At 58.5% G+C, this 22,061-nt stretch carries 17 protein-coding genes; 8 read left to right on the top strand and 9 right to left on the bottom strand.

Going from position 1 to position 22,061, the window contains the following annotated elements; genetic code table 11:
• Positions 1-426 precede the first annotated feature (426 nt).
• Genes WE862_RS13525 through WE862_RS13515 form a run of 3 tightly spaced genes read left to right on the top strand, consistent with a single transcriptional unit; the run spans position 427 to position 4,679 of the window.
• A complete protein-coding gene (locus WE862_RS13525) occupies positions 427-1,521 on the top strand; it encodes a putative 2-aminoethylphosphonate ABC transporter ATP-binding protein (protein ID WP_339058632.1) in 1,095 nt (364 codons plus the stop codon).
• Positions 1,518-3,254 carry a putative 2-aminoethylphosphonate ABC transporter permease subunit gene (locus WE862_RS13520; protein ID WP_042032079.1) on the top strand — a complete coding sequence of 579 codons (1,737 nt, stop codon included), beginning with the start codon at positions 1,518-1,520 and terminating at the stop codon, positions 3,252-3,254. Before WE862_RS13525 ends, WE862_RS13520 begins: the two co-directional genes overlap by 4 nt.
• Before the next feature lie 18 nt (positions 3,255-3,272).
• The gene (locus WE862_RS13515) at positions 3,273-4,679 is read left to right on the top strand and encodes an FAD-dependent oxidoreductase (RefSeq protein WP_042032078.1); all 1,407 of its coding nucleotides are present in this window, start codon (positions 3,273-3,275) and stop codon (positions 4,677-4,679) included.
• Positions 4,680-5,048: 369 nt separating this feature from the next.
• Here the strand turns inward: WE862_RS13515 and WE862_RS13510 are convergent, their stop codons facing one another.
• Entirely contained in the window at positions 5,049-5,720 is a 672-nt protein-coding gene (locus WE862_RS13510) for a TetR/AcrR family transcriptional regulator (protein ID WP_156128766.1), read from the bottom strand.
• 274 nt (positions 5,721-5,994) lie between these two features.
• On the opposite strand from WE862_RS13510, the gene WE862_RS13505 reads away from it, so the two are divergent.
• Together WE862_RS13505 and WE862_RS13500 are read left to right on the top strand one after the other, a co-directional pair.
• Positions 5,995-7,935: an amidohydrolase gene (locus WE862_RS13505; protein ID WP_042032077.1), complete on the top strand. Its 1,941-nt coding sequence runs from the start codon at positions 5,995-5,997 to the stop codon at positions 7,933-7,935.
• A gap of 817 nt (positions 7,936-8,752) precedes the next feature.
• Entirely contained in the window at positions 8,753-10,300 is a 1,548-nt protein-coding gene (locus WE862_RS13500) for an RNA-directed DNA polymerase (protein WP_042032076.1), read from the top strand.
• A 76-nt stretch (positions 10,301-10,376) separates the two neighbouring features.
• Here the strand turns inward: WE862_RS13500 and sucD are convergent, their stop codons facing one another.
• The 8 genes from sucD to sdhC form a co-directional block, all read right to left on the bottom strand.
• Entirely contained in the window at positions 10,377-11,249 is an 873-nt protein-coding gene (sucD, locus tag WE862_RS13495) for a succinate--CoA ligase subunit alpha (RefSeq protein WP_005346088.1), read from the bottom strand.
• Positions 11,249-12,415: an ADP-forming succinate--CoA ligase subunit beta gene (gene sucC, locus WE862_RS13490; protein ID WP_005346090.1), complete on the bottom strand. Its 1,167-nt coding sequence runs from the start codon at positions 12,413-12,415 to the stop codon at positions 11,249-11,251. Before sucC ends, sucD begins: the two co-directional genes overlap by 1 nt.
• Positions 12,416-12,519: 104 nt before the next feature.
• Positions 12,520-13,707, bottom strand: a complete 1,188-nt coding sequence (odhB, locus tag WE862_RS13485) for a 2-oxoglutarate dehydrogenase complex dihydrolipoyllysine-residue succinyltransferase (RefSeq protein ID WP_042032075.1) — start codon at positions 13,705-13,707, stop codon at positions 12,520-12,522.
• A 33-nt stretch (positions 13,708-13,740) separates the two neighbouring features.
• Entirely contained in the window at positions 13,741-16,551 is a 2,811-nt protein-coding gene (gene sucA, locus WE862_RS13480) for a 2-oxoglutarate dehydrogenase E1 component (RefSeq protein WP_041210303.1), read from the bottom strand.
• Positions 16,552-16,665: 114 nt separating this feature from the next.
• Positions 16,666-17,382, bottom strand: a complete 717-nt coding sequence (locus WE862_RS13475; RefSeq protein ID WP_041210304.1) for a succinate dehydrogenase iron-sulfur subunit — start codon at positions 17,380-17,382, stop codon at positions 16,666-16,668.
• Between the two features lie 16 nt (positions 17,383-17,398).
• A complete protein-coding gene (gene sdhA, locus WE862_RS13470; protein ID WP_042032074.1) occupies positions 17,399-19,165 on the bottom strand; it encodes a succinate dehydrogenase flavoprotein subunit in 1,767 nt (588 codons plus the stop codon).
• A gap of 1 nt (position 19,166) precedes the next feature.
• On the bottom strand, positions 19,167-19,511 hold the full coding sequence (gene sdhD, locus WE862_RS13465) for a succinate dehydrogenase, hydrophobic membrane anchor protein (protein WP_041210306.1): 345 nt from the start codon (positions 19,509-19,511) through the stop codon (positions 19,167-19,169).
• Positions 19,505-19,882: a succinate dehydrogenase cytochrome b556 subunit gene (gene sdhC, locus WE862_RS13460; RefSeq protein ID WP_041210307.1), complete on the bottom strand. Its 378-nt coding sequence runs from the start codon at positions 19,880-19,882 to the stop codon at positions 19,505-19,507. The genes sdhD and sdhC overlap by 7 nt, the downstream gene beginning before the upstream one ends.
• Before the next feature lie 64 nt (positions 19,883-19,946).
• On the opposite strand from sdhC, the gene WE862_RS13455 reads away from it, so the two are divergent.
• The 3 genes from WE862_RS13455 (at position 19,947) to WE862_RS13445 (ending at position 22,013) form a co-directional block, all read left to right on the top strand.
• Positions 19,947-20,135: a hypothetical protein gene (locus WE862_RS13455; RefSeq protein WP_124242845.1), complete on the top strand. Its 189-nt coding sequence runs from the start codon at positions 19,947-19,949 to the stop codon at positions 20,133-20,135.
• Between the two features lie 180 nt (positions 20,136-20,315).
• Positions 20,316-21,602, top strand: coding sequence for a citrate synthase (locus WE862_RS13450; protein ID WP_033116137.1), 1,287 nt, complete (start codon positions 20,316-20,318; stop codon positions 21,600-21,602).
• 93 nt (positions 21,603-21,695) lie between these two features.
• Positions 21,696-22,013, top strand: coding sequence for a DUF4377 domain-containing protein (locus WE862_RS13445; RefSeq protein WP_041210308.1), 318 nt, complete (start codon positions 21,696-21,698; stop codon positions 22,011-22,013).
• Positions 22,014-22,061 lie beyond the last annotated feature (48 nt).

Here is a 22,061-nt window from a genome sequence, read left to right as displayed (position 1 = left end):
CTATCAAATTTTAATATTATAAAGCAAGCCATGAGGAGATTAAATAATTCAGCCGCAACCAAGAATTTTTCCATGGTTGTATGAGTATGTCAATGAGGAAAAATGCATAGCTGGCATTCATTCTGGTTATGAGCCTAAAGTTATAATTACCTGAAAAGCATGGTCTTATTTATCTGCGCTAGTTGAACATCATCGCTATCTATCAAGTTCATCAGAAAGCTATAAAAACGGAAAGGCTTGCTCTCGTCTCAAATAAATGAAAAAATTTAATTTCCTGAATGATTCAAGGAAAATCCGGACAATAATATCCCCCCTGAATTCCATCCCGTCGTCATCTGACTGTCATCAAGCTGTCATCCCCCGATCACCTGACTGTCACACTTCACCCGCAAACTGGTATATACCAAATCAGTAGCGAGTCGAACCATGACCCAGCCCTATCTGGACATTCAACATCTCAACAAGCAGTTCGGTGCTTTTCAGGCCCTCAAGGGGATCTCTCTGACCATTGAGCCGGGGGAGTTTATCTGCTTTCTCGGCCCCTCCGGCTGCGGCAAGACCACCCTGCTCAGAGCCATCGCCGGGCTGGATCTGCCGGACAGCGGCGAGATCTGGCAAGGGGGGCGTAACATCTCCCGCCTGCCGCCCCAGCAGCGCGATTTTGGCATCGTGTTTCAGTCCTATGCCCTCTTCCCCAACCTGACGGTGGCCCAGAATATCGCCTTCGGCCTTGAGAATCAGGGGCTGGCACGGGATCTCATCAAGGAGCGGGTGAACCACTGGCTGGGGCTGGTGGATCTCACTGCCCAGTCCCACAAATACCCGAGCCAGATCTCCGGCGGCCAGCAGCAGCGGGTGGCGCTGGCCCGGGCCTTGGCCCTCTCCCCCGGCCTGCTGCTGCTGGACGAACCGCTCAGCGCGCTGGATGCACTGGTACGCACCCATCTGCGCAGCGAGATCCGCGCCCTGCAGCAGCGCCTTGGCATCACCACCATCATGGTGACCCACGATCAGGAAGAGGCGCTGACCATGGCCGACCGCATCGTGGTGATGGAAGGCGGCCGCATCGTGCAGGTGGGCACCCCGCAGGAGATCTACCACCAGCCTGCCAGCCGCTTTGTGGCAAGCTTTGTCGGCACCATGAACTTCCTCGACACCCTGGTGCTGAGCCCCACTCAAGTGCGCCTTAACGAACAACCGCTGCAACTCGCCAACCGGGCCGTTGCCGGCAGTAAATTGCAGGTGGCGATCCGCCCCGAGGCGATCACCCTGAGTGCGCCGAACGAACCGTATCTTGGCCAACACGGCATCGACGCTCAGATTGATCAGGTGGAGTTTCTCGGCGCCGCTCAGCGCCTGATCTGCACCGCCGACACCTATCTGGGCCCGCAGCAAATTCTGGTGGAGCGCTCGACCCACGAGCTGCCCCGCCATGAACAGGGTGGCTGGCGCAGCGGCATGCGCTGCTCGCTGCACTGGCCCGCCGCGGCGATGCAACTGTTTGAAGGAGATCGCCCATGACAGCCCCCTTTGCGACCTCCTCCCTGTTGCCGCCAGCGACAACCCGGCAAGACGGCCGCTGGCAGCGACTTTGTCGCGGCTGGAGCCGGGATCAGTTGCTGCAACTGCTCCTGCTTGCGCTCGGAATCTCCCTGCTCACCGGCGGTCTGCTGCTGCCGCTGCTCACCATGCTGCAAAAGAGCCTGCAGGATGAGAACGGCCTCTGGGTGGGCCTTGCCAACTTCAGCGCCTACTTCGACTCCCCTCATCTGGGGCGCACCATCGGCAATACCCTCTGGCTCGGGGTGCTGATCACCGCGCTCGTGGTAACCATCGCCTTTGGCTACGCCTATGCCCTCACCCGCACCTGCATGCCGGGCAAGCCCCTGTTTCGCCTCATCGGCCTTATCCCGCTATTGATGCCCTCCCTGTTGCCCGCCATCAGTCTGGTCTACTGGTTTGGCAATCAGGGGATCGCCAAGGGGCTGCTCGGCGGCGAGAGCATCTACGGCCCCATCGGCATCGTCATTGGTCTGGGCTTCTGGTGCTTCCCCCACGCCCTGATGATCCTTATCACGGCGCTCGGTCAGAGCGATGCCCGCCTCTATGAAGCCTCCCGGGTGCTCGGCAGCAGCGGCTGGCGCACCTTTGTCACCGTCACCCTGCCTACCGCCCGTTATGGCCTGCTCAGCGCCGCCATCGCCGTCTTCACCCTCACCATCTGCGACTTCGGGGTGGCCAAGGTGATTGGCGGCCAGTACAGCGTGCTGGCCACTGATATCTACCGGCAGGTGATCGGGATGCAGAACTTCTCCCTCGGCGCCGTTGCCAGCGTCACCCTGCTGCTGCCGGCGCTCTTGAGCTTTGCCCTGGAGCACAGGGTGCGCAGCAAGATGCAGGAGCAGAGCAGCACCAAGGCGGTGCCCTATAGCCCCAAGCCCCATCGGCTGCGGGATCTGCTGGCGCTCGGCTGGTGCACGCTCTGGGCCCTGCTGTTTCTGGCTCTGGTGGGGATGGCGGTTTACGGCTCGCTGGTACAGTTCTGGCCTTACAACCTCGGGCTGACGCTGGATCACTACGCCTTTGACAGCAACAGCGTCTATGGCTGGCAGCCCTTTACCAACACCTTGCAGCTGGGCCTCTATACCGCGCTGATCGGCACCGTGCTGGTGATGGTACTGGCCTGGGCACAGGAGAAGGGGCGCCACTTCGCGCCGCTGCGCAAGCTGCTGCATCTGCTCGCCATGCTGTCGCTGGCAGTACCCGGCATGGTGCTGGGGCTCGGTTACATCTTCTTTTTCAACGGCAATCCGCTCTTTGGCAGCCTCTACGGCACTCTACCGCTGATGGTGCTCTCCTGCGTCATCCACTACTACACGGTGGGCCATATGACGGCGCTCACCAGCCTCAAGCAACTGCCCAAGGAGCTGGAGCTGGTAGCCATCTCATTGCGCATTCCGCTCTGGAAGGCGTTCTGGCGGGTCACCCTGCCCGCCTCCCTGCCCGCGCTCTTGGAGATCTTTATCTATCTGTTCGTCAACGCCATGACCACCACCTCGGCGGTGATCTTCCTCTATTCGAGCGACAGCGTGCTCGCCTCCATCGCCGTGCTCAATATGGAGGATTCCGGCGATACCGCCGCGGCCGCCGCCATGGCCACCCTGATCCTGCTGGCCGCCACCACCGTCAAGCTGCTCCAGCTCTTTTTAAGTCGCGCCCTGCTGGATCGCACCCAGCGCTGGCGCCGCCAATAACCTTATCGAGGAGTCATCATGTCCACTCTCCCCTTCTGGCTGGCCGAGGCGCTCGCCGCCGAACAGCCCGCGCCCCCCATCCCCCTGGTCGGCCACCACGAGGTCGATGTCTGCATCGTCGGTGGCGGCTTTACCGGGCTGTGGAGCGCCATTGCCCTTAAACAGGCCGAACCTGCCTTACGTATCATGGTGCTGGAGAAAGATCGCTGCGGCAGCGGCGCCTCCGGGCGCAACGGCGGCTGTTTGCTCACCTGGTCGGCCAAATACCTGACGTTAAAGCGCCTCTTTGGCGAAGAGCAGGCTGCCTGGCTGGTGCAAAGATCCGAGCAGGCGGTGCACGAGATCGCCCGCTTCTGCGAAACGCACAACATAGAGGCTGAGCTGAGGGTCGAGGGCACCTGCTACACCGCCACCAGCGAGGCGCAGCGCGGCCTGATGGAGCCGGTATTGCGGGAACTCAAGCAAGCCGACCTTAACCAGTGGCAGGCAATTGAAGAGGGTGAACTGGCGAGCCAGAGCGGCTCCCACGTCCATCTGGAGGGGCTCTACAGCCCCCACGCCGGTTCGGTACAACCGGCACTGTTGGTGCGTGGCCTGCTGCGGGTGGCGCGGGAGCTGGGGGTCGAGGTCTATGAGCACTCTCCCATGCAGCGCCTTGAGGCGGGCCAGCCTGCGCGGGTGCAAACGCCGCAAGGTGAGGTGCGTGCCCGCAAGGTGGTGCTGGCCCTCAACAGCGCCATGGTGCAGCACTTTCGCGAGTTTCGCCGCAGTATCGTGCTGGTCTCCTCCGATATGGTGATAACCGACCCCGCGCCGGATGCACTGGCCGCCCAGCAGCTTGCGCACGGCCGCTCTGTGGTGGATGGCCGCACCTTTGTCCATTACTACCGCTCCACCCCGCAAGGGCGGCTGATGCTGGGCAAGGGGGGCAACACCTTCGCCTTTGCCAACCGCCATCTGGCCGAGTTCGATGCGCCGAGCCGTTATCTTGCCCCCCTCACCCGCACCCTGCGCCGCTTCTTTCCGGCGCTCAAAGAGGTGCCCATCGCCGCCAGCTGGTGCGGCGCCTCCGACCGCTCAGTGGATGGCCTCCCCTTCTTCGGCCATTGGCGAGGGCAGCCCAATATCGTCTATGGCCTCGGCTATTCCGGCAACGGGGTGGCGCAGAGCTGGATGGGCGGTCAAGTACTGGCGGCCTTGGTGCGCGATGAAGTGCGGGAGGAGGACAAGCCCTGGCGCGACTGCGCGCTGGTCAGCGGCCCGCGCGGCTACTTTCCGCCCGAGCCGTTTCGCTGGCTGGGCGCCATGGCGGTGCGCAACGCCATCCGGCGCAAGGAGCGGGCGGAAGATGAGAACCGCCCGGTGCCCTGGTATGACAAACAGCTGGCCAAACTTGCCGATGCCGCTGGCAAGGCAGACAAGTAAGCGCGGTAATACCAATTCCGCACGCTTCTGCCCCATCTGACTACAACGAGCAAAGCGCCGCCCCGAGAGTCGGCGCTTTGCTATTGGCGCCATAGGCCATCAGATCCCGCGCGGCGAAAACCTGCGATCAGCTCCGCGCTGCATTGCCCGGCTCGGAGGGCATGGACAAGGCGCGGCACATACTGTGCTCGACTTGCCACCAATAGCACTGTTTCACCAGCGAAACATCATCAATAAACATCATTTCACTTGCGCAACAATCAGCCTGACACGGCGCCGCCTTGCTGGGATATCGCGCCAGAGAGAGCCACGCCGAAGAGTCCCGCCGATCAGGGCAAAGAGAGCCAGCCCACGATGCTTGCACGCGGTTTATCGCCGCCACTTGTCGGCCGCCGGTTCTTCCGAACCCAGCAGCAGCGCCGGCCTTGCCTGCCACACCCGCTCGGGGTCGGGCTCGGCAATCGCGGCGGCGATCAGCTGCTCGCTCCAGTGGCGATGCAGCAGCCACATCTGCTGGCCGAGATCCCCGTCGGCCCGGGTGCACTGCTTGGTGACATCGGCGGTGCGATAGAAATAGCGCACCAGCGTCGTGAGTTCGGGCTCCGGCCAGCGGCAGCCAAAGTCACGCAGCAGGGATGACCAGAAATCAATCTGACCCCGTTCGTGCTGCTGCTCCAGCGCATGCAGCTCGGGGATGAGATCCATCGCATGCCAGAGGGCGCCATAGCCGACAAAGCGGCGCTCCAGCGCCTCCAGTGCCTCGTCGAGCAGCACCAGCGCCTGCGGCCAGCTGGTCGCCTGAATGCGGATCGCCTGCTGCGCCTCGCAGACCGCCGCCAGCCACCCCATGGCAAGGCGGCCGATGATCGCCTCCTTGTTGGGATAGAGGTGGTAGAGCGACTTGATCCCCACCCCCGCCCGATCGGCGATGGCATTGGTATTGAGAGCAGTAAAACCCTGCTCCTGCAACAGGCTCAGGGTCGCCTCCTCGATGCGGCTGGCCACCGCCTGACTGCGCTGCTGTTTGGGTTGACGGCGCATGGCAACCCCCCGGGGTAACGGCCCCTCGGTCACTGACTCCTCTGACATCACTCCTCCCTGTTGTTGGCCCATCGGCAAGGCGTTCTCGCGGTACATCTTGCTACCTCAGCAAAGCGGGCACTGCGCCCCGCTCACCGCCGATTGATGTGACATGGTAAACAAAACGTTAAATATTTGCAGCAATTGCTGGCATTTTTTGACCAAGCAGCCATAAAGAGATCGCACAATGTGCAGTAAACACTGCACAAAACCCGACCCTCAAGGAGATCACTGCATGGATTGCAAGGCACCACACCCCGCCCGTTCCCGCACTTTTCTGCTGCTCGCCCCGCTGCTGGCCGCCACGCTGGCGGGTTGCCAGCAGGGGCAACCACCCACCGCCGCGCGCACTCTTTATCTCAACGGCAAGATCCACACTCAGGATGGTCAGCGCCAGGTGGCAGAGGCCATGGTGGTGAGCGGCGGCCAGTTTCTCTATGTGGGCAACCGGCAGGGTGCCGAGGTGTTTAGTACGCCCGACACTCAGGTTGTCGACTTGCAGGGCAAGATGGTGCTGCCGGGGCTGCACGACAACCATATCCACCTGCTGGGCACGGTGGCGCTCGATATGTGCGATCTCGACGGCCAGCCGGTCGATCTCGGCGAGCTGGCGGCCAAGGTGAAGAGCTGCCTGCCGCGCTACGCCCCCAAGGCTGGCGACTGGCTGGTGATCAACCAGTGGTCTCCCTACGAGGGCAACGCCCCCACCACCGCCTATAAAACCGTGCTGGCGGCTCTCGATGCTGCCGCCCCCGACAATCCGGTGGTGCTGGCCGGGGTCGATGGCCACGCCAGCGCCTACAACTCGCGGGCACTGGCGCTGGCGACCGATAAGAGCGGCAAACAGGTTGGCTTCACCGCCGCCACCCTGGCGCCGGGCGGCCTCTTTGCCCCCTTCAAACCCTATGTGGATCTCGATAGCGGCGTTATTCGCGAGGGGGCCCGCAGCGCCATCCCCTCCCCCGATAGCGGCCTGCTCAGCGCCCGCGACGAGCAGGCGGCGAACCAGTATCGCCAGATCCTGCCCGCCATCTCGACCCTGATGGCCTCGCGCGGCATCACCAGCATTCAGGATGCCTGCGCCACCGACTTTATCCGCGATCGCCTGCGGGAGATGGAAGATAAGGGGCTGCTCAATATGCGGGTCACCGCCGCCACCTGTTTTCACGAGGATGACTACAGCGGCAAGCTCGATATCGGCGGCCATCTGGCCAAGGCCAACCGGGTGCGCGACCAGTTTGCCGGCGATCCCCTGATCAAGGCCGATGCGGTCAAGATCTTCCTCGACGGGGTACTGGAGGGGGACCCTTTCAGCACGCCCCCCTTCCTGCCCAACGCCGGCATGCTGGCCAACTACCAGACCCCCCACCTCACCGCGGATCAGGGTGGCGAGCAGGTCACCATCACCGCCAACAGCGAGGATGCCGGCAGCAAGGGGCTGGTCAACTACCGCGCCGCCGATCTGAACCGCTACGTGGGGGCGCTCGACAAGGCGGGCTTTAGCATCCATATGCACAGCATCGGCGATCGCACTACCCGCATGGCCCTCGATGCGCTGGAGGCGGCCCGCGCCAGCAACGGCGATCACGGCACTCCTCACACCCTCGCCCATCTGCAGGTGGTGCATCCGGACGATCAGCAACGGCTCGGCCAGCTTGGCCTCTACCTCACCTTCACCTACGCCTGGACCAACCCCCAGCCCGAATATGACATGCTGGTCACCCCCTTTATCCAGCCGACCCGCAAGGGGCAATCCCTGCATGAAGCGATGTACGATCCCAAGGGGTATCTCAAGCAGGCGCTCTATCCGGTGGCCAGCTCGCGCAAGGCGGGGGCCATTCTGGTGGCCGGCAGCGATGCGCCGGTCGATAGCCGCGATCCGCGCCCCTTCGCCAATATGGCCGCCGGGGTCAACCATGCTCCCCAGAGCGGCGATGACTTTCGGGCGAGCCAGCGCATCACCCTCGACCAGATGCTGGATGCCTACACCATCAACGGCGCCCGCGCGGTGCGCCAGCAGGCCGTCAGCGGCTCCATCGAAGCGGGCAAATCGGCCGACTTTATCGTGCTGGATCGGGATCTCTACCAGCTGGTCGCCGCCGGCAAACCGGAGCAGATCGCCGATACCAAAGTCACCCGCACCGTCTTTCGCGGGCAGACGGTCTTTAGCCAGTAAGTTCAGCCGAAATGGCGAGTGTGAGGATAGCGTCAGCGGCGATCTGAGCATATGCCGCAAGCAAAACGCCTCTAAAAGCAAAATGCCGACCTTTGGGTCGGCATTTTTAGTTCGGGGAGTGATAGCAAGCCCTGATGGCAAGGTGCGCTATGCAAGGGTCAATAAGCGGGAGCTAACCTGAGTTCGGCTTGGTACTTTTCCTCAAATGGGAGGGGCATTGGCCACCAGCGTGACCGGCGGGTTGCCCCAAGCGGCGGCAAGATTAATTCACCAGCGAAACAGCGCTAGCCAACTTGGTTGCAACAGCGTAACAATCTGGAGTTACTCGATTCTGGCCGCAGGCGAAGGCTGTGGCATACGAAGCCCCCCGATCATCCGAACAGGCTTCGCTATTCGGCCCCACGGGTTGCCACTCAGGGTGATAGCGTAATTTGTAGGTTGGCGCAGAGCGTAGCGAAGCCCAACAGGCGAGCATGATTACCCCAACCAGAACGGGATAAACAAGGATATGACGAAGCCGTAAACAGATTGACAGGCATATTTCACGGTAAACGCTGGGCTTCACTCTGTTCAGCACCAACCAACCTTTTTTAGCCAAATATACGAGATTCCGCGTCTACCCGCTCAGATCAAGTCCAAACGGCGCACGGCTAATTTATAGTTCCATCACAATTTTTTGATCTATATGGTACCGTACGAGAAGTAGTTAAGTTACCATCAATGGCAATATAAACCACATTCTTAACTTTATTATTTCTATTGAATTCCCCATTGTAAATGACAAATTATATACATAAAACATATTAACGAGATACTTATGAAGAAAGTGTATGAATTATCGAGCAAAGCTGCCCTTAAATATTTTCTAAAGAATGACTCCTATTCCACTTTAGAACTACCTGCCTACATTGATTTCTCAGTATTACTAAAGAAAATCAACTGTGAAATTGATTTAAATAATATTAGCTACACTCCTGACAATGCAACACTAATGGGACGGGAAATAAACTACCAAGTGCTTGTTAGTAAAGATGGATTATATAGCTGGCGTAGAATAACCCTTATAAATCCTTTTTATTACGTTTACTTCTGCAAAAAAATAACTTCTCCAGAAAATTGGGCAAAAATACAAGATAAGTTTAGAACGTTCGAAAAAAACAAATCATTTCTGTGTTCAAGTATCCCAATCAATAAAGCTAATGAATCCAATATCGCCACTACAATACTAAATTGGTGGGGAGACTTTGAACAAAAAAGCATTTCATTATCTTTAGAATATGAATTTATGTTTAGTACGGATATATCGAATTTTTATCCTTCTATATACACACATAGCTTCGAATGGGTTTTTATTGAAAAAAATAAAGCGAAAGAGAAAAATAAAAATGAGACCAATCCAGGTAAAATAATTGATCAACATATTCAAATGATGATGAATAACCAAACAAACGGTATTCCGCTGGGCAGTACATTAATGGATACATTTGCTGAGTTAATACTTGGAGAGATTGATCTACGTTTAAGTGAAAAAGCGCAGGAATTAGGCATTCATAATTATAAGGTTGTACGTTATCGCGATGATTATAGAATATTTTCAAATAGTAAAGATGATTTGGATAAAATATCAAAACAACTGGTTTTCATCTTAGGTGAGTTTGGTTTAGATCTCAATTCAAAGAAGACTGACTTACATGATGACATAATGTATCACTCCATAAAACCGGCAAAGAAAGATTATATTGCAGAGAAAAGCGGCAACTCACTACAAAAAATGTTGTATTTAATTTATCTTTTTTCATTAAAACATCCAAACTCAAAGACAACAGTCAGATATTTGAATGATTTTTTAGGGAAGCTATTTAAACGAAAACGAATTATTAACAGTGGCAGTCAGTTAGAAGCGATGCTAGGTATTATTTCGAGCATTATGGCTAAGAATCCAACAACCTATCCTGTTGGAACTGCAATATTTGTAAAAATATTATGCTTTTTATTTGACGATGACCAACCAAAACTAATTAAACTTGAACAGCTATATAGCAAACTTAGCAGGCAGCCTAACACGGAAATGCTAGAAATATGGTTCCAACGAGTTCGTGAAAAAATAAATGCAAATGAAAATATCACGTATGCAACCGCACTTTGCCAACGTATAAATGATGAACTTAAAAATAAAAAAACATTTACTATTGATGGATTGTGGGATTTAGATTGGATTCCTGGTAAATCTACAAATAAGAACAAAGCGAAGATATTATCTATACTCAAAAAAACCAACATTGTTAATGTTGACATTTTTAATGAGATGGACACTGACATTGCACCCGATGAAGTCAACCTCTTTGACCAAGAACACAGCGCATAAGTCATAATATTTTTATACCTATAAAAAAGCCGCCCATCGGGCGGCTTTTTTATTAGAGATAACGGGCTAACAGGAATTACCAGCCGGTCACTTCACGCAGGGCCTTGCCGATATCGGCCAGGGAGCGGACGGTTTTCACGCCAGCATCTTCCAGCGCGGCAAACTTCTCGGCGGCGGTACCCTTGCCACCGGAGATGATGGCGCCAGCGTGGCCCATCCGCTTGCCGGGAGGGGCAGTAACACCGGCGATATAGGAGACCACCGGCTTGGTGACGTGGGCCTTGATATAGGCGGCCGCGTCTTCTTCGGCGTTGCCGCCGATCTCGCCGATCATCACGATCGCTTCGGTCTGCGGGTCGTTCTGGAACATCTCCAGAATGTCGATAAAGTTGGAGCCCGGGATGGGGTCGCCACCGATACCGACGCAGGTGGACTGGCCAAAGCCCTCGTCAGTGGTCTGCTTGACCGCTTCGTAGGTCAGGGTGCCGGAGCGGGAGACGATGCCCACCTTGCCCGGCTTGTGAATGTGGCCCGGCATGATGCCGATCTTGCACTCACCCGGGGTGATCACACCCGGGCAGTTGGGGCCGATCATCCGCACGCCGGTCTCTTGCAGCTTCACTTTGACGTCCAGCATATCCAGCGTCGGGATGCCTTCGGTGATGGTGACGATGAGCTTGATGCCCGCGTCGATCGCTTCCAGGATCGCGTCCTTGCAGAACGGTGCCGGAACATAGATGACGGTGGCGGTGGCGCCGGTCGCTTCGACTGCGTCACGGACGGTGTTGAACACCGGCAGGCCCAGATGGGTGGTGCCACCCTTGCCCGGGGAGACGCCGCCGACCAGCTGGGTGCCGTAGGAGAGCGCCTGCTCGGAGTGGAAAGTACCCTGACCGCCGGTAAAGCCCTGGCAGATGACTCGGGTGTCCTTGTTGATCAGTACGCTCATCAGTTGGCCTCCGCTGCTTTGACGACTTGCTGCGCGGCATCGGTCAGACTCTTGGCCGCAATGATGTTGAGGCCGCTCTCGGCCAGCTTGATACCACCCAGCTCGGCGTTGTTGCCTTCCAGACGGACCACGACGGGCACCTTGACCCCCACTTCCTTGACCGCACCGATAATGCCTTCCGCGATCATGTCGCAGCGCACGATGCCGCCAAAGATGTTGACCAGCACCGCTTTGACGTTGCTGTCGGAGAGGATGATCTTGAACGCCTCGGTTACGCGCTCCTTGGTGGCGCCGCCGCCGACGTCAAGGAAGTTGGCCGGCTTGCCGCCGTGCAGGTTGACGATATCCATGGTGCCCATGGCCAGACCTGCGCCGTTGACCATGCAGCCGATGTTGCCATCGAGGGCCACATAGTTCAGCTCCCACTGGGCAGCGTGCGCTTCGCGGGGGTCATCCTGCGACGGATCGTGCATCTCGCGCAGCTTGGGCTGACGATAGAGGGCGTTGGCGTCGATGTTGATCTTGCCATCCAGGCAGTGCAGGTTGCCCTGCGCGGTGATCACCAGCGGGTTGATCTCCAGCAGCGCGAAATCGCAATCCAGGAACATCTGGCCCAGACCCATGAAGATCTTGGTGAACTGTTTGATCTGATCGCCGACCAGACCCAGTTTGAAGGCCAGCTCGCGGGCCTGATAGGGCTGCGGGCCAACCAGCGGGTCCAGGGTCGCCTTGTGGATCAGATGGGGGGTTTCGTGGGCGATCTTCTCGATGTCCACACCACCTTCGGTCGAGGCCATGAAGACCACGCGACGGGAACCACGGTCAACCACGGCGCCCAGGTAGAGCTCTTTGGCGATGTCGGTGCAGGATTCAACCAGGATCTTGGTGACCGGCTGGCCGTTGGCGTCAGTCTGGTAGGTCACCAGATTCTTGCCCAGCCAGTTTTGGGCAAAAGCACGGATCTCATCCTTGCTCTTGGCCACTTTCACGCCGCCCGCTTTACCGCGGCCACCGGCGTGTACCTGGCATTTGACGACCCAGGTATTGCCGCCAATCTTGTCGGCCGCTTCGGCCGCTTCCTGCGGGGTAGCACAGGCATAACCTTCGGAGACCGGCAGGCCATACTCGGCAAACAGCTGTTTTGCCTGATATTCATGCAGATTCATAGATGCTCTATCCGTGTTGTAGGTATTTCCGTCCGGGGCTCGTGTTTCTCAATCCCCTGTGAGTGGGGGCCTCGGGGGCCCCTCGTTATCTTTCAGTTGGTTGCTCAGACGTCCAGCAGCAGGCGGGTCGGATCTTCCAGCAGCTCCTTGACGGAGACCAGGAAGCCTACCGATTCGCGCCCGTCGATGAGACGGTGATCGTAGGAGAGGGCCAGGTACATCATCGGCAGGATCTCGACCTTGCCGTCAACGGCCATCGGGCGATCCTGGATCTTGTGCATGCCCAGAATGGCGCTCTGGGGCGGGTTGATGATCGGGGTGGACATCAGGGAGCCGAACACACCACCGTTGGTGATAGTGAAGTTGCCGCCAGTCAGCTCATCCACGGTCAGTTTGCCGTCGCGGCCCTTGCCGGCCAGATCCTTGATGGCCTTCTCGATGTCGGCCAGGCTCATGTTGTCGCAGTCACGCAGTACCGGGGTCACCAGACCACGGGGGGTGGAGACGGCGATGCTGACGTCGAAGTAGTTGTGGTAGACGATGTCGTCACCATCCAGCCCGGCGTTCACTTCCGGATAGCGCTTGAGGGACTCCACTACCGCCTTCACGTAGAAGGACATGAAGCCGAGCTTGATGCCGTGCTTCTTCTCGAAGATCTCGCCGTACTGCTTGCGCAGATCCATGATGGGCTTCATGTTGACCTCGTTGAAGGTGGTCAGCATGGCGGTGGTGTTTTTCGCTTCCAGCAGACGCTCGGCGATGCGTTTGCGCAGACGGGTCATCGGCACCCGCTTCTCGCTGCGACCGGCCAGAGCGGCAACCGGCGCGACCGGCGCAGCAGTAACCGGAGCGGCTGCGGCAGGCTTGCTCAGCGCCTTGATGTAGGCTTCCACATCATCCTTGGTGATGCGACCGCCCTTGCCGGTGCCGGTCAGTTTGGCCACGTCGATGTCGTGCTCGCCAATGAGACGGCGCACGGAGGGGCTCAGGCCATCGGCGCCATCATCGGCAACCGCTTCGGCCGGCTTCTCCTTGGTCTCTTCACCAGCTACGGCAGCCGCCTTGATGGTGGCGATCAGCTGGCGGGAGAGGACGGTTGCCCCCTCTGCCTGCAGGATGTCGCCCAGCACGCCAGCTTGCGGTGCCGGCACTTCCAGCACCACCTTGTCGGTTTCGATGTCGACCAGCACTTCATCACGGGCAACCAGATCACCCGGCTTCTTGTGCCAGGTGGCAATGGTGGCATCCGCCACTGATTCCGGCAGGTCCGGTACCTTGATCTCGATAGTCATCTAATCAGTTCCTTGTTACTTCTTGTTCAGGGCTTAGGCCAGAGTAAGGGCATCTTCCACCAAGGCTTTCTGCTGCTTGGCGTGGACGGACATGTAACCAACCGCCGGTGAGGCGGACGCCGGACGACCGGCATAACGCAGGGTGGCTCCGGTCGGCAGCACCTCATCGTAGTTGTGACGGGTGCAGTACCAGGCGCCCTGGTTTTGCGGCTCTTCCTGACACCAGACAAAATCGGTGACGTGGCTGTAATCGGCCAGAATGGCGCGCACTTCCTCTTCCGGGAAGGGGTAGAGCTGTTCGATCCGCACGATCGCCACATCCTTCTGCTCCGCCTTGCGACGGGCTTCGAGCAGATCGTAATAGACCTTGCCGGAGCAGAAGACCACCCGCTTGACCGCTTTCGGATCCAGCGCGTCGATCTCGCCAATGGCGTTCTGGAAGGTGCCTTCCGCCAGATCTTCGAGCTTGCTCACCGCCAGCGGATGGCGCAGCAGGGATTTGGGCGTCATCACGATAAGCGGACGGCGCATCGGGCGCACGACCTGACGGCGCAGCATATGGAATACCTGAGCCGGGGTAGAGGGGACGCACACCTGCATGTTGTGCTGGGCGCACATCTGCAGATAACGCTCCAGACGGGCGGAGGAGTGCTCCGGCCCCTGCCCCTCGTAACCGTGCGGCAGCAGCATGGTCAGGCCGCACATCCGGCCCCACTTCTGCTCGCCGGAGGAGAGGAACTGGTCGACCACCACCTGAGCGCAGTTGGCGAAGTCACCGAACTGGGCTTCCCAGATGGTGAGGCCGGCCGGCTCGGCGCTGGCGTAGCCATATTCAAAGGCCAGTACCGCGTTCTCGGTCAGTACCGAGTCGTAAATCTCGAACGGACCCTGCTCGTCGTGCAGGTTGCACAGCGGGGTGTAGGTGCTGGCATCGGTCTGGTTGTGCAGCACGGCGTGGCGGTGGAAGAAGGTGCCACGGCCGGAGTCTTCACCGGTAAAGCGGATGCGGGAACCCTTGTCCACCAGAGTGGCGTAGGCCAGGGTCTCGGCAAAGCCCCAATCCACCAGCTTCTCGCCGGCAGCCATCAGACGGCGGTCTTCGTAAATCTTCTCGACCTGACGCTGCAGCACGTGGGTAGCCGGATACTGGCTCACCCGCTCGCCGAGGGCTTTGAGGTGATCCATCGGCACTGTGCTGTCATAGGCCATGTTCCAGTCGTGGCCAAGATAAGGCGTCCAGTCGACGGAGTGCAGCTCCATCGGCCGCCACTCCTTGCTCACCCGCTCGCCGCGATCGAGCGCTTCGCGATACTCGTTGACCAGGGTGGTCGCTTGCTCCTGGGCAATGCTCCCCTCGGCCACCAGCTGATCGGCGTAGATCTTGCGCGGGGTTGGGTGCTGCTTGATCTTCTGGTACATCAAGGGCTGGGTCGCGTTCGGCTCGTCGGCCTCGTTGTGGCCGTGACGACGGTAGCAAACCAGCTCGATCACCACGTCGCGCTTGAAGGTGTTGCGATAATCCAGCGCAATCTGGGTCACCAGCACCACGGCTTCCGGATCGTCACCATTGACGTGCAGCACCGGCGCCTGCACCGCCTTGGCGATGTCGGTGCAATATTCGGTGGAGCGCAGGTCACGGTGATAGGAGGTGGTGAAACCGACCTGGTTGTTGATGACGATGCGCACCGTCCCGCCCACGCCGTAAGCGCGGGTCAGAGACATGTTGAAGGTCTCGGCCACCACGCCCTGACCGGCCATGGCCGAGTCACCGTGGATGGTGATGGGCAGCACGCTGGAACCATCCTTGTCACCGCGACGATCCATGCGGGCACGTACCGAGCCGATGACCACAGGGTTGACGATCTCGAGGTGAGACGGGTTGAAGGCAAGCGCCAGATGGACGTTACCGCCCGGGGTGGCGAAGTCGGAGGAGAAGCCCATGTGGTACTTCACGTCGCCCGTGCCCCAGGATTCGCCGTGCTTGCCGGCAAACTCGTCGAACAGGTCCTGAGCACGTTTGCCCAGCACGTTGATCAGTACGTTGAGGCGACCGCGGTGGGCCATACCGATAACGGCCTCTTTGCAGCCCTGCTCACCGGCGCGACGGATCAGCTCTTTCAGCATGGGGATCATGGCGTCGCCACCTTCCAGCGAGAAGCGCTTGGCTCCCGGGAACTTGGCGCCCAGATATTTTTCCAGCCCTTCGGCGGCGGTCAGGTTGTCGAGGAAACGGGTCTTCTCTTCGAGGGTGTAGCTCCCCTTCCCTTCAATGGATTCGAGACGCTGTTGCAGCCAGCGCTTCTCCTCGGTCGAGGTGAGGTGCATGTAGTCGGCGCCGATGGAGCCGCAGTAGGTCTTCTTCAGCGAGGCGTAGAGATCGGAGAGCACCATGGTCTCGCGACCGATGGCGTAGGAGCCCACATTGAAGGTGGCCTCCATATCTGCGCCCTGCAGGTTGTGGAATGCCGGATCCAGTTCGGCGACGGTATCGCGCTGCCACAGACCGAGCGGGTCCAAATTGGCATTCTGGTGACCACGGAAACGGAACGCGTTGATCAGTTGCAGTACCCGCACCTGCTTGGCATCCACTTGCGGATCGGAGACAGGCGCGCTGTAACGGGAGGGATCCTTGGCCAGACGACGGAAATAATCGCGGACCTGGGAGTGGGGTTGTTCAACCGCATGGCCATTGACCTGGGGCAGCTCGCTAAACAGGCTGCGCCACTCATCGGATACGGAGTCAGGATTTTCCAGGAAGGATTCGTACAAATCCTCAATGTAGCTTGCATTCGCACCAGCCAGGTGAGATGACTCCAACCAGGCCTTCATCACGCCGTTATGCATTTCTATCCCTTGTACTTCTTGTTACTGCTACGCAGCTTGTAGGGTTCAAACAGCCATCCTGCCACGGGTGGGATGGCTGTCCGGAAGCAGGGCCGACCTTGGCCGGCCCGAATACTAAACAGCCCGATTGAGCAACATCGACTTGATCTGGCCAATCGCCTTGGTCGGGTTCAAGCCTTTCGGACAGACGTTCACGCAGTTCATGATGCCGTGGCAACGGAACACGCTGAAGGCGTCATCCAGATTACCCAGTCGCTCGGTGGTCGCGGTGTCGCGGCTGTCAGCCAGCCAGCGGTAGGCGGCAAGCAGCCCGGCCGGACCGATGAACTTGTCGGGGTTCCACCAGAAGGAGGGGCACGAAGTGGAGCAGCAGGCACAGAGAATGCACTCGTACAGGCCATCCAGCTTGGCGCGCTCTTCGGGGGATTGCAGGTGCTCACGCACGGGCGGCAATTTGTCTTCATTGATGAGGAAGGGTTTGACCTTCTCCCACTGGGTGTAGAACTGGGTCATGTCGATCACCAGATCCCGGATCACCGGCAGGCCGGGCAAGGGGCGGATAACCACGTTATTGCCCTTCTTCAGCAGATCGGAAAGCGGGGTGATGCAGGCAAGACCGTTCTTGCCATTCATGTTGATGCCGTCAGATCCACAGACCCCTTCGCGGCAGGAGCGGCGGAAGGCGAGTGTGGGATCCAGCTCTTTCAACTGGATCAGTGCATCGAGCACCATCATGTCGGAACCTTCAGGAATATCAAGACGATATTCCTTCATATGGGGGACGTTATCAACATCCGGATTGTATCTGTAGACAGAGAAAGTGACGTTCATAGGGCTGGCTCCGCAATCAGTAAGTCCGGACCTTGGGCGGGAACGCCTCACGGGTCTTGGGTGACATGTTGACAGCGCGACGGGTCATGGACTCGGTGTCCGGATGATAGAGGCTGTGGCACAGCCAGTTCTCATCGTCGCGATCCGGGAAGTCGAAGCGGCAGTGAGCACCGCGACTCTCGGTACGGAAGTTGGCGGCAACCGCCGTGGCAAACGCCGTCTCCATCAGGTTGTCCAGCTCCAGACACTCGATGCGCTGGGTGTTGAACTCTTTGGAGGTGTCATCCAGACGGGCTGACTTGAGGCGCTCGCGGATAACCTTGAGCTCGGCCAGCCCTTCTGCCATCGCCGCACCTTCGCGGAATACGGAGAAGTTGTTCTGCATGCAGCGCTGCAGGTCTTTGCGGATCTGCACCGGGTCTTCGCCGTTGCGGGTATTTTCCCAGCGGTTGAAGCGGGCCAGTGCAGCATCCAGATCCGACTCGGAGGCATCGCGGCCGTGATCCATCTCGCCCAGGGTGTTGACCAGATGCATGCCGGCAGCACGACCGAACACCACCAGATCCAGCAGGGAGTTGCCGCCCAGACGGTTGGCACCGTGCACCGAGACGCAGGCAATTTCGCCCACCGCAAACAGACCGACCACCGGCACGTCGTTGCCGTTGTTGTCCTGGGTCAGACACTGGCCATTCACGTTGGTCGGCACGCCGCCCATCATGTAGTGGCAGGTCGGGATGATCGGGATCGGCTCTTTGACCGGGTCCACGTGGGCGAAGGTGCGAGAGAGCTCGCAGATGCCCGGCAGACGGGATTCCAGCACCTCTTTGCCGAGGTGATCCAGCTTGAGCTTGATGTGCGGGCCCCAGGGACCGTCGCAACCACGACCTTCGCGGATCTCGATCATGATGGAGCGGGCCACCACGTCGCGACCGGCCAGATCCTTGGCGTTGGGGGCATAACGCTCCATGAAGCGCTCGCCATCTTTATTGAGCAGATAGCCGCCTTCACCGCGGCAACCTTCGGTCACCAGCACCCCTGCCCCGGCGATACCGGTCGGGTGGAACTGCCACATCTCCATGTCCTGCACGCCGACCCCGGCACGCAGCGCCATACCGACGCCGTCACCGGTGTTGATGTGGGCGTTGGTGGTGGACTGATAGATGCGACCGGCACCGCCAGTGGCCAGCACAGTAGCCTTGGCCTTGAAGTAGACGACTTCACCGCTCTCCATATCGATGGCGGTACAACCCACCACGTGGCCATCCTGGTTCTTCACCAGATCCAGCGCATACCACTCGGAGAAGACGGTGGTCTTGTTCTTGACGTTCTGCTGATAGAGGGTGTGCAGCAGGGCGTGGCCGGTACGGTCGGCCGCAGCCGCAGTACGGGCAGCCTGCTCGCCACCGAAATTCTTGGACTGACCGCCAAACGGACGTTGGTAGACAGTGCCGTTGTCGAAACGGGAGAAGGGCAAGCCCATGTTCTCCAGCTCATAGATGGCTTCGGGGCCGGTCTTGCACATGTACTCGATGGCTTCCTGATCACCGATGTAATCGGAGCCTTTTACGGTGTCATACATGTGCCACTGCCAGTTGTCATCGTGGGCATTGCCCAGCGCAACCGTAATCCCGCCTTGGGCGGAGACAGTGTGAGAACGGGTCGGGAAGACCTTGGACAACAGAGCGCAGCTCTTGCCGGACTGGGCAATCTGCAGCGCGGCGCGCATGCCGGCACCACCGGCACCAATCACGACCGCATCAAATTCACGAGTTGGAATAGTCACCTTACACACCCCACAGCACGACGAAACCCGTCATCAGATAGACAAACAGCACCACGACCAGCGCGAACTGCAGCGCACCGCGCAATCCCACTGGCTTGATATAGTCGGTCAGCACCTGCCACAGACCGATCCAGGCATGGATCAGTACGCACAGCAGAGCCAACAGGGTGAAGACCTTGGTGAAGGTGTTGGCGAAAAAGCCGGTCCACACCTCGTAGGTGATGTCGTTGAACGCGACAAAACCGACCAGATAGAGGACATAACAGCTCATGATGAGGGCGGTGGCGCGGATCAGGATGTAATCGTGTACGCCGCTGCGCCCGAAGGTTGCAGAATTGGTTACCATACAAGCACTCCCGCCAATACTGCCAGAACCGCGGTGATCACGAAGGCCACACGGGCGCTCTGATTGCCGGATTCCAGCTCTTCCCAATAGCCCATATCCATGACCAGATGACGCAAGCCGCCCACAATGTGGTATGCCAGCGCAGTCAGGATCCCCCACAGCACGAGTTTGACCAGGAAGTTGTCCATGATGGCAACCACGGTTTCAAACCCTTCGGGAGAGGCGAGTGAAGTACCAAGCATCCACAGCAAGATGCCCAGTGCAACAAAGGTGATTACCCCTGATACACGGTGCAGGATGGATGCAATGGCAGTGACAGGAAAGCTGATCGTCTGTAGGTCGAGGTTGACCGGTCTCTGTTTCTTTTTCACGCTTGCCCACTCAGCTCCATTGAGCACGTTAGTTATTGTTTTAACTCGTTTCTGAGGGCACGGGATGGTGATTGTTGGTTATTTGTTACCAAAACACTCTGAAAAAGCCAAAAATCCGGTTTTCGGTTTCACATCAGGCTTTGCCAAAGCGTTTCAAACACCCGCAGCCATGACCCACGTGGCGCAGTATATCGGCGGGCTTAACCGAAGACAATCAAATAGCTACAAAGAAAACACAAAACCGCAAACCTGATCGCATATTTTATTTAACATTTAATTAATGGCCATCCAGCAAAATTGACATTGATAGGGAACTCTGTTTCAAATAAGGCGCTCCAGCCACCTCGGTATGGGTAACAACCTTTGCCAGCGTCATAAAAGTCGTAATAGAGTAGGACTGGAACCAAATTATAAAGAGCAAAGGAGACGTGCTATGGCTGATAAGATAGCCACCCTACACCTGCCCGGGAAAGATCCGGTTGAATTGCCGATCCTCTCCGGAACAGTCGGACCGGATGTCATTGATGTCAGAAAACTGGGTGCACAAGGGTATTTCACCTTTGACCCGGGCTTCATGGCGACCGGTTCTTGCAAGTCCGCCATTACCTATATCGACGGGGATCAGGGTGTCTTGCTGCACCGTGGTTACCCCATCGCCCAGTTGGCCAAAGAGTCCAACTACCTCGAAGTCTGCTACATCCTGCTCTACGGCGAGGCGCCGACCAAGGCCCAGTTCGCCGAATTCCAGCGCACCGTAACCCGTCACACCATGGTGCACGAGCAGATTGCCTTCTTCTTCCGCGGCTTCCGTCGTGACTCCCACCCCATGGCCATCATGTGTGGCGTGGTGGGTGCCCTCTCCGCTTTCTATCACGACGCCCTCGATATCAATAACGAACAGCATCGCGAGATCTGCGCCTTCCGCCTGCTCTCCAAGATGCCGACCCTGGCCGCCATGTGCTTCAAGTACTCCATCGGCCAGCCGTTCATGCAACCGCGCAACGCCCTCTCCTACGCCGGCAACTTCCTGCACATGATGTTTGCGGTGCCGACCGAAGAGTACAAGGTCAACCCGGTGGTCGAACGCGCCATGGATCGCATCTTCACCCTGCACGCTGATCACGAGCAGAATGCCTCTACCTCGACCGTTCGTCTGGCTGGCTCCTCCGGCGCCAACCCGTTTGCCTGTATCGCGGCCGGTATCGCCTCCCTGTGGGGTCCGGCTCACGGTGGTGCCAACGAGGCCTGCCTGCGCATGCTGGAGGAGATCGGCTCGGTGGATCGCATCCCCGAATACATCGCCCGTGCCAAGGACAAGAACGACTCGTTCCGTCTGATGGGCTTCGGTCACCGGGTCTACAAGAACTACGACCCCCGTGCCCAGGTGATGCGCGAGACCTGCCACGAGGTGCTCAAGGAGCTGCAGATCAAGGATCCGCTGCTCGACGTTGCCATGGAGCTGGAGCGCATTGCGCTCTCCGACCCCTACTTCGTCGACAAGAAGCTCTACCCGAACGTGGACTTCTACTCCGGCATCATCATGAAGGCGATCGGCATCCCGATGAACATGTTCACCGTGATCTTCGCCATCTCCCGCACCATCGGCTGGATCGCCCACTGGAACGAGTTCCACTCCGATCCAGATGGCAAGATCGGTCGTCCGCGCCAGCTCTACATCGGTGAGCCGCTGCGCAAGTTCGTCCCGATCGACGAACGCTAAGCGCTTGAGTCGACATGGTTTGTTACAAAGGCGGTCATTGACCGCCTTTTTATTTGTCGCTCTAATGCCCCTTTCAATTCGAAGGAGTCCACCATGAAACCTCTGCTTGTCAGCGCCGCCCTGCTGCTCACCGCCTGTCAGGGCACCACGGCCCCACAGGGTGAGACCCTCTACATCAACAGCCAGCTGGTCGATTGTGTCGGGGTCGGGCCGATGCAGTGCATGCAGGTGCGCAGCGACGAGCAGCAGCCCTGGACGCTCTTCTATCAGCAGATCGAGGGTTTCCAGTTCGAACCGGGCTACCGGTATCAGCTCACCGTGAGCAAGGAGCAGCTCACCAACGTGCCAGCGGATGCCCCTTCCTTGCGCTACCAGCTGATCAAGGTGGTCAGCAAGGTCGCCAGCAAGTAACGGCAGGATCAAAAACGGGGGATGGCGCAGGCCATCCCCCGTTTGTTA

The sequence above is a fragment of the Aeromonas jandaei genome (assembly GCF_037890695.1).
GTDB classification, from domain to species: domain Bacteria; phylum Pseudomonadota; class Gammaproteobacteria; order Enterobacterales; family Aeromonadaceae; genus Aeromonas; species Aeromonas jandaei.
This window is presented reverse-complemented; position numbering and strand designations above follow the sequence as displayed.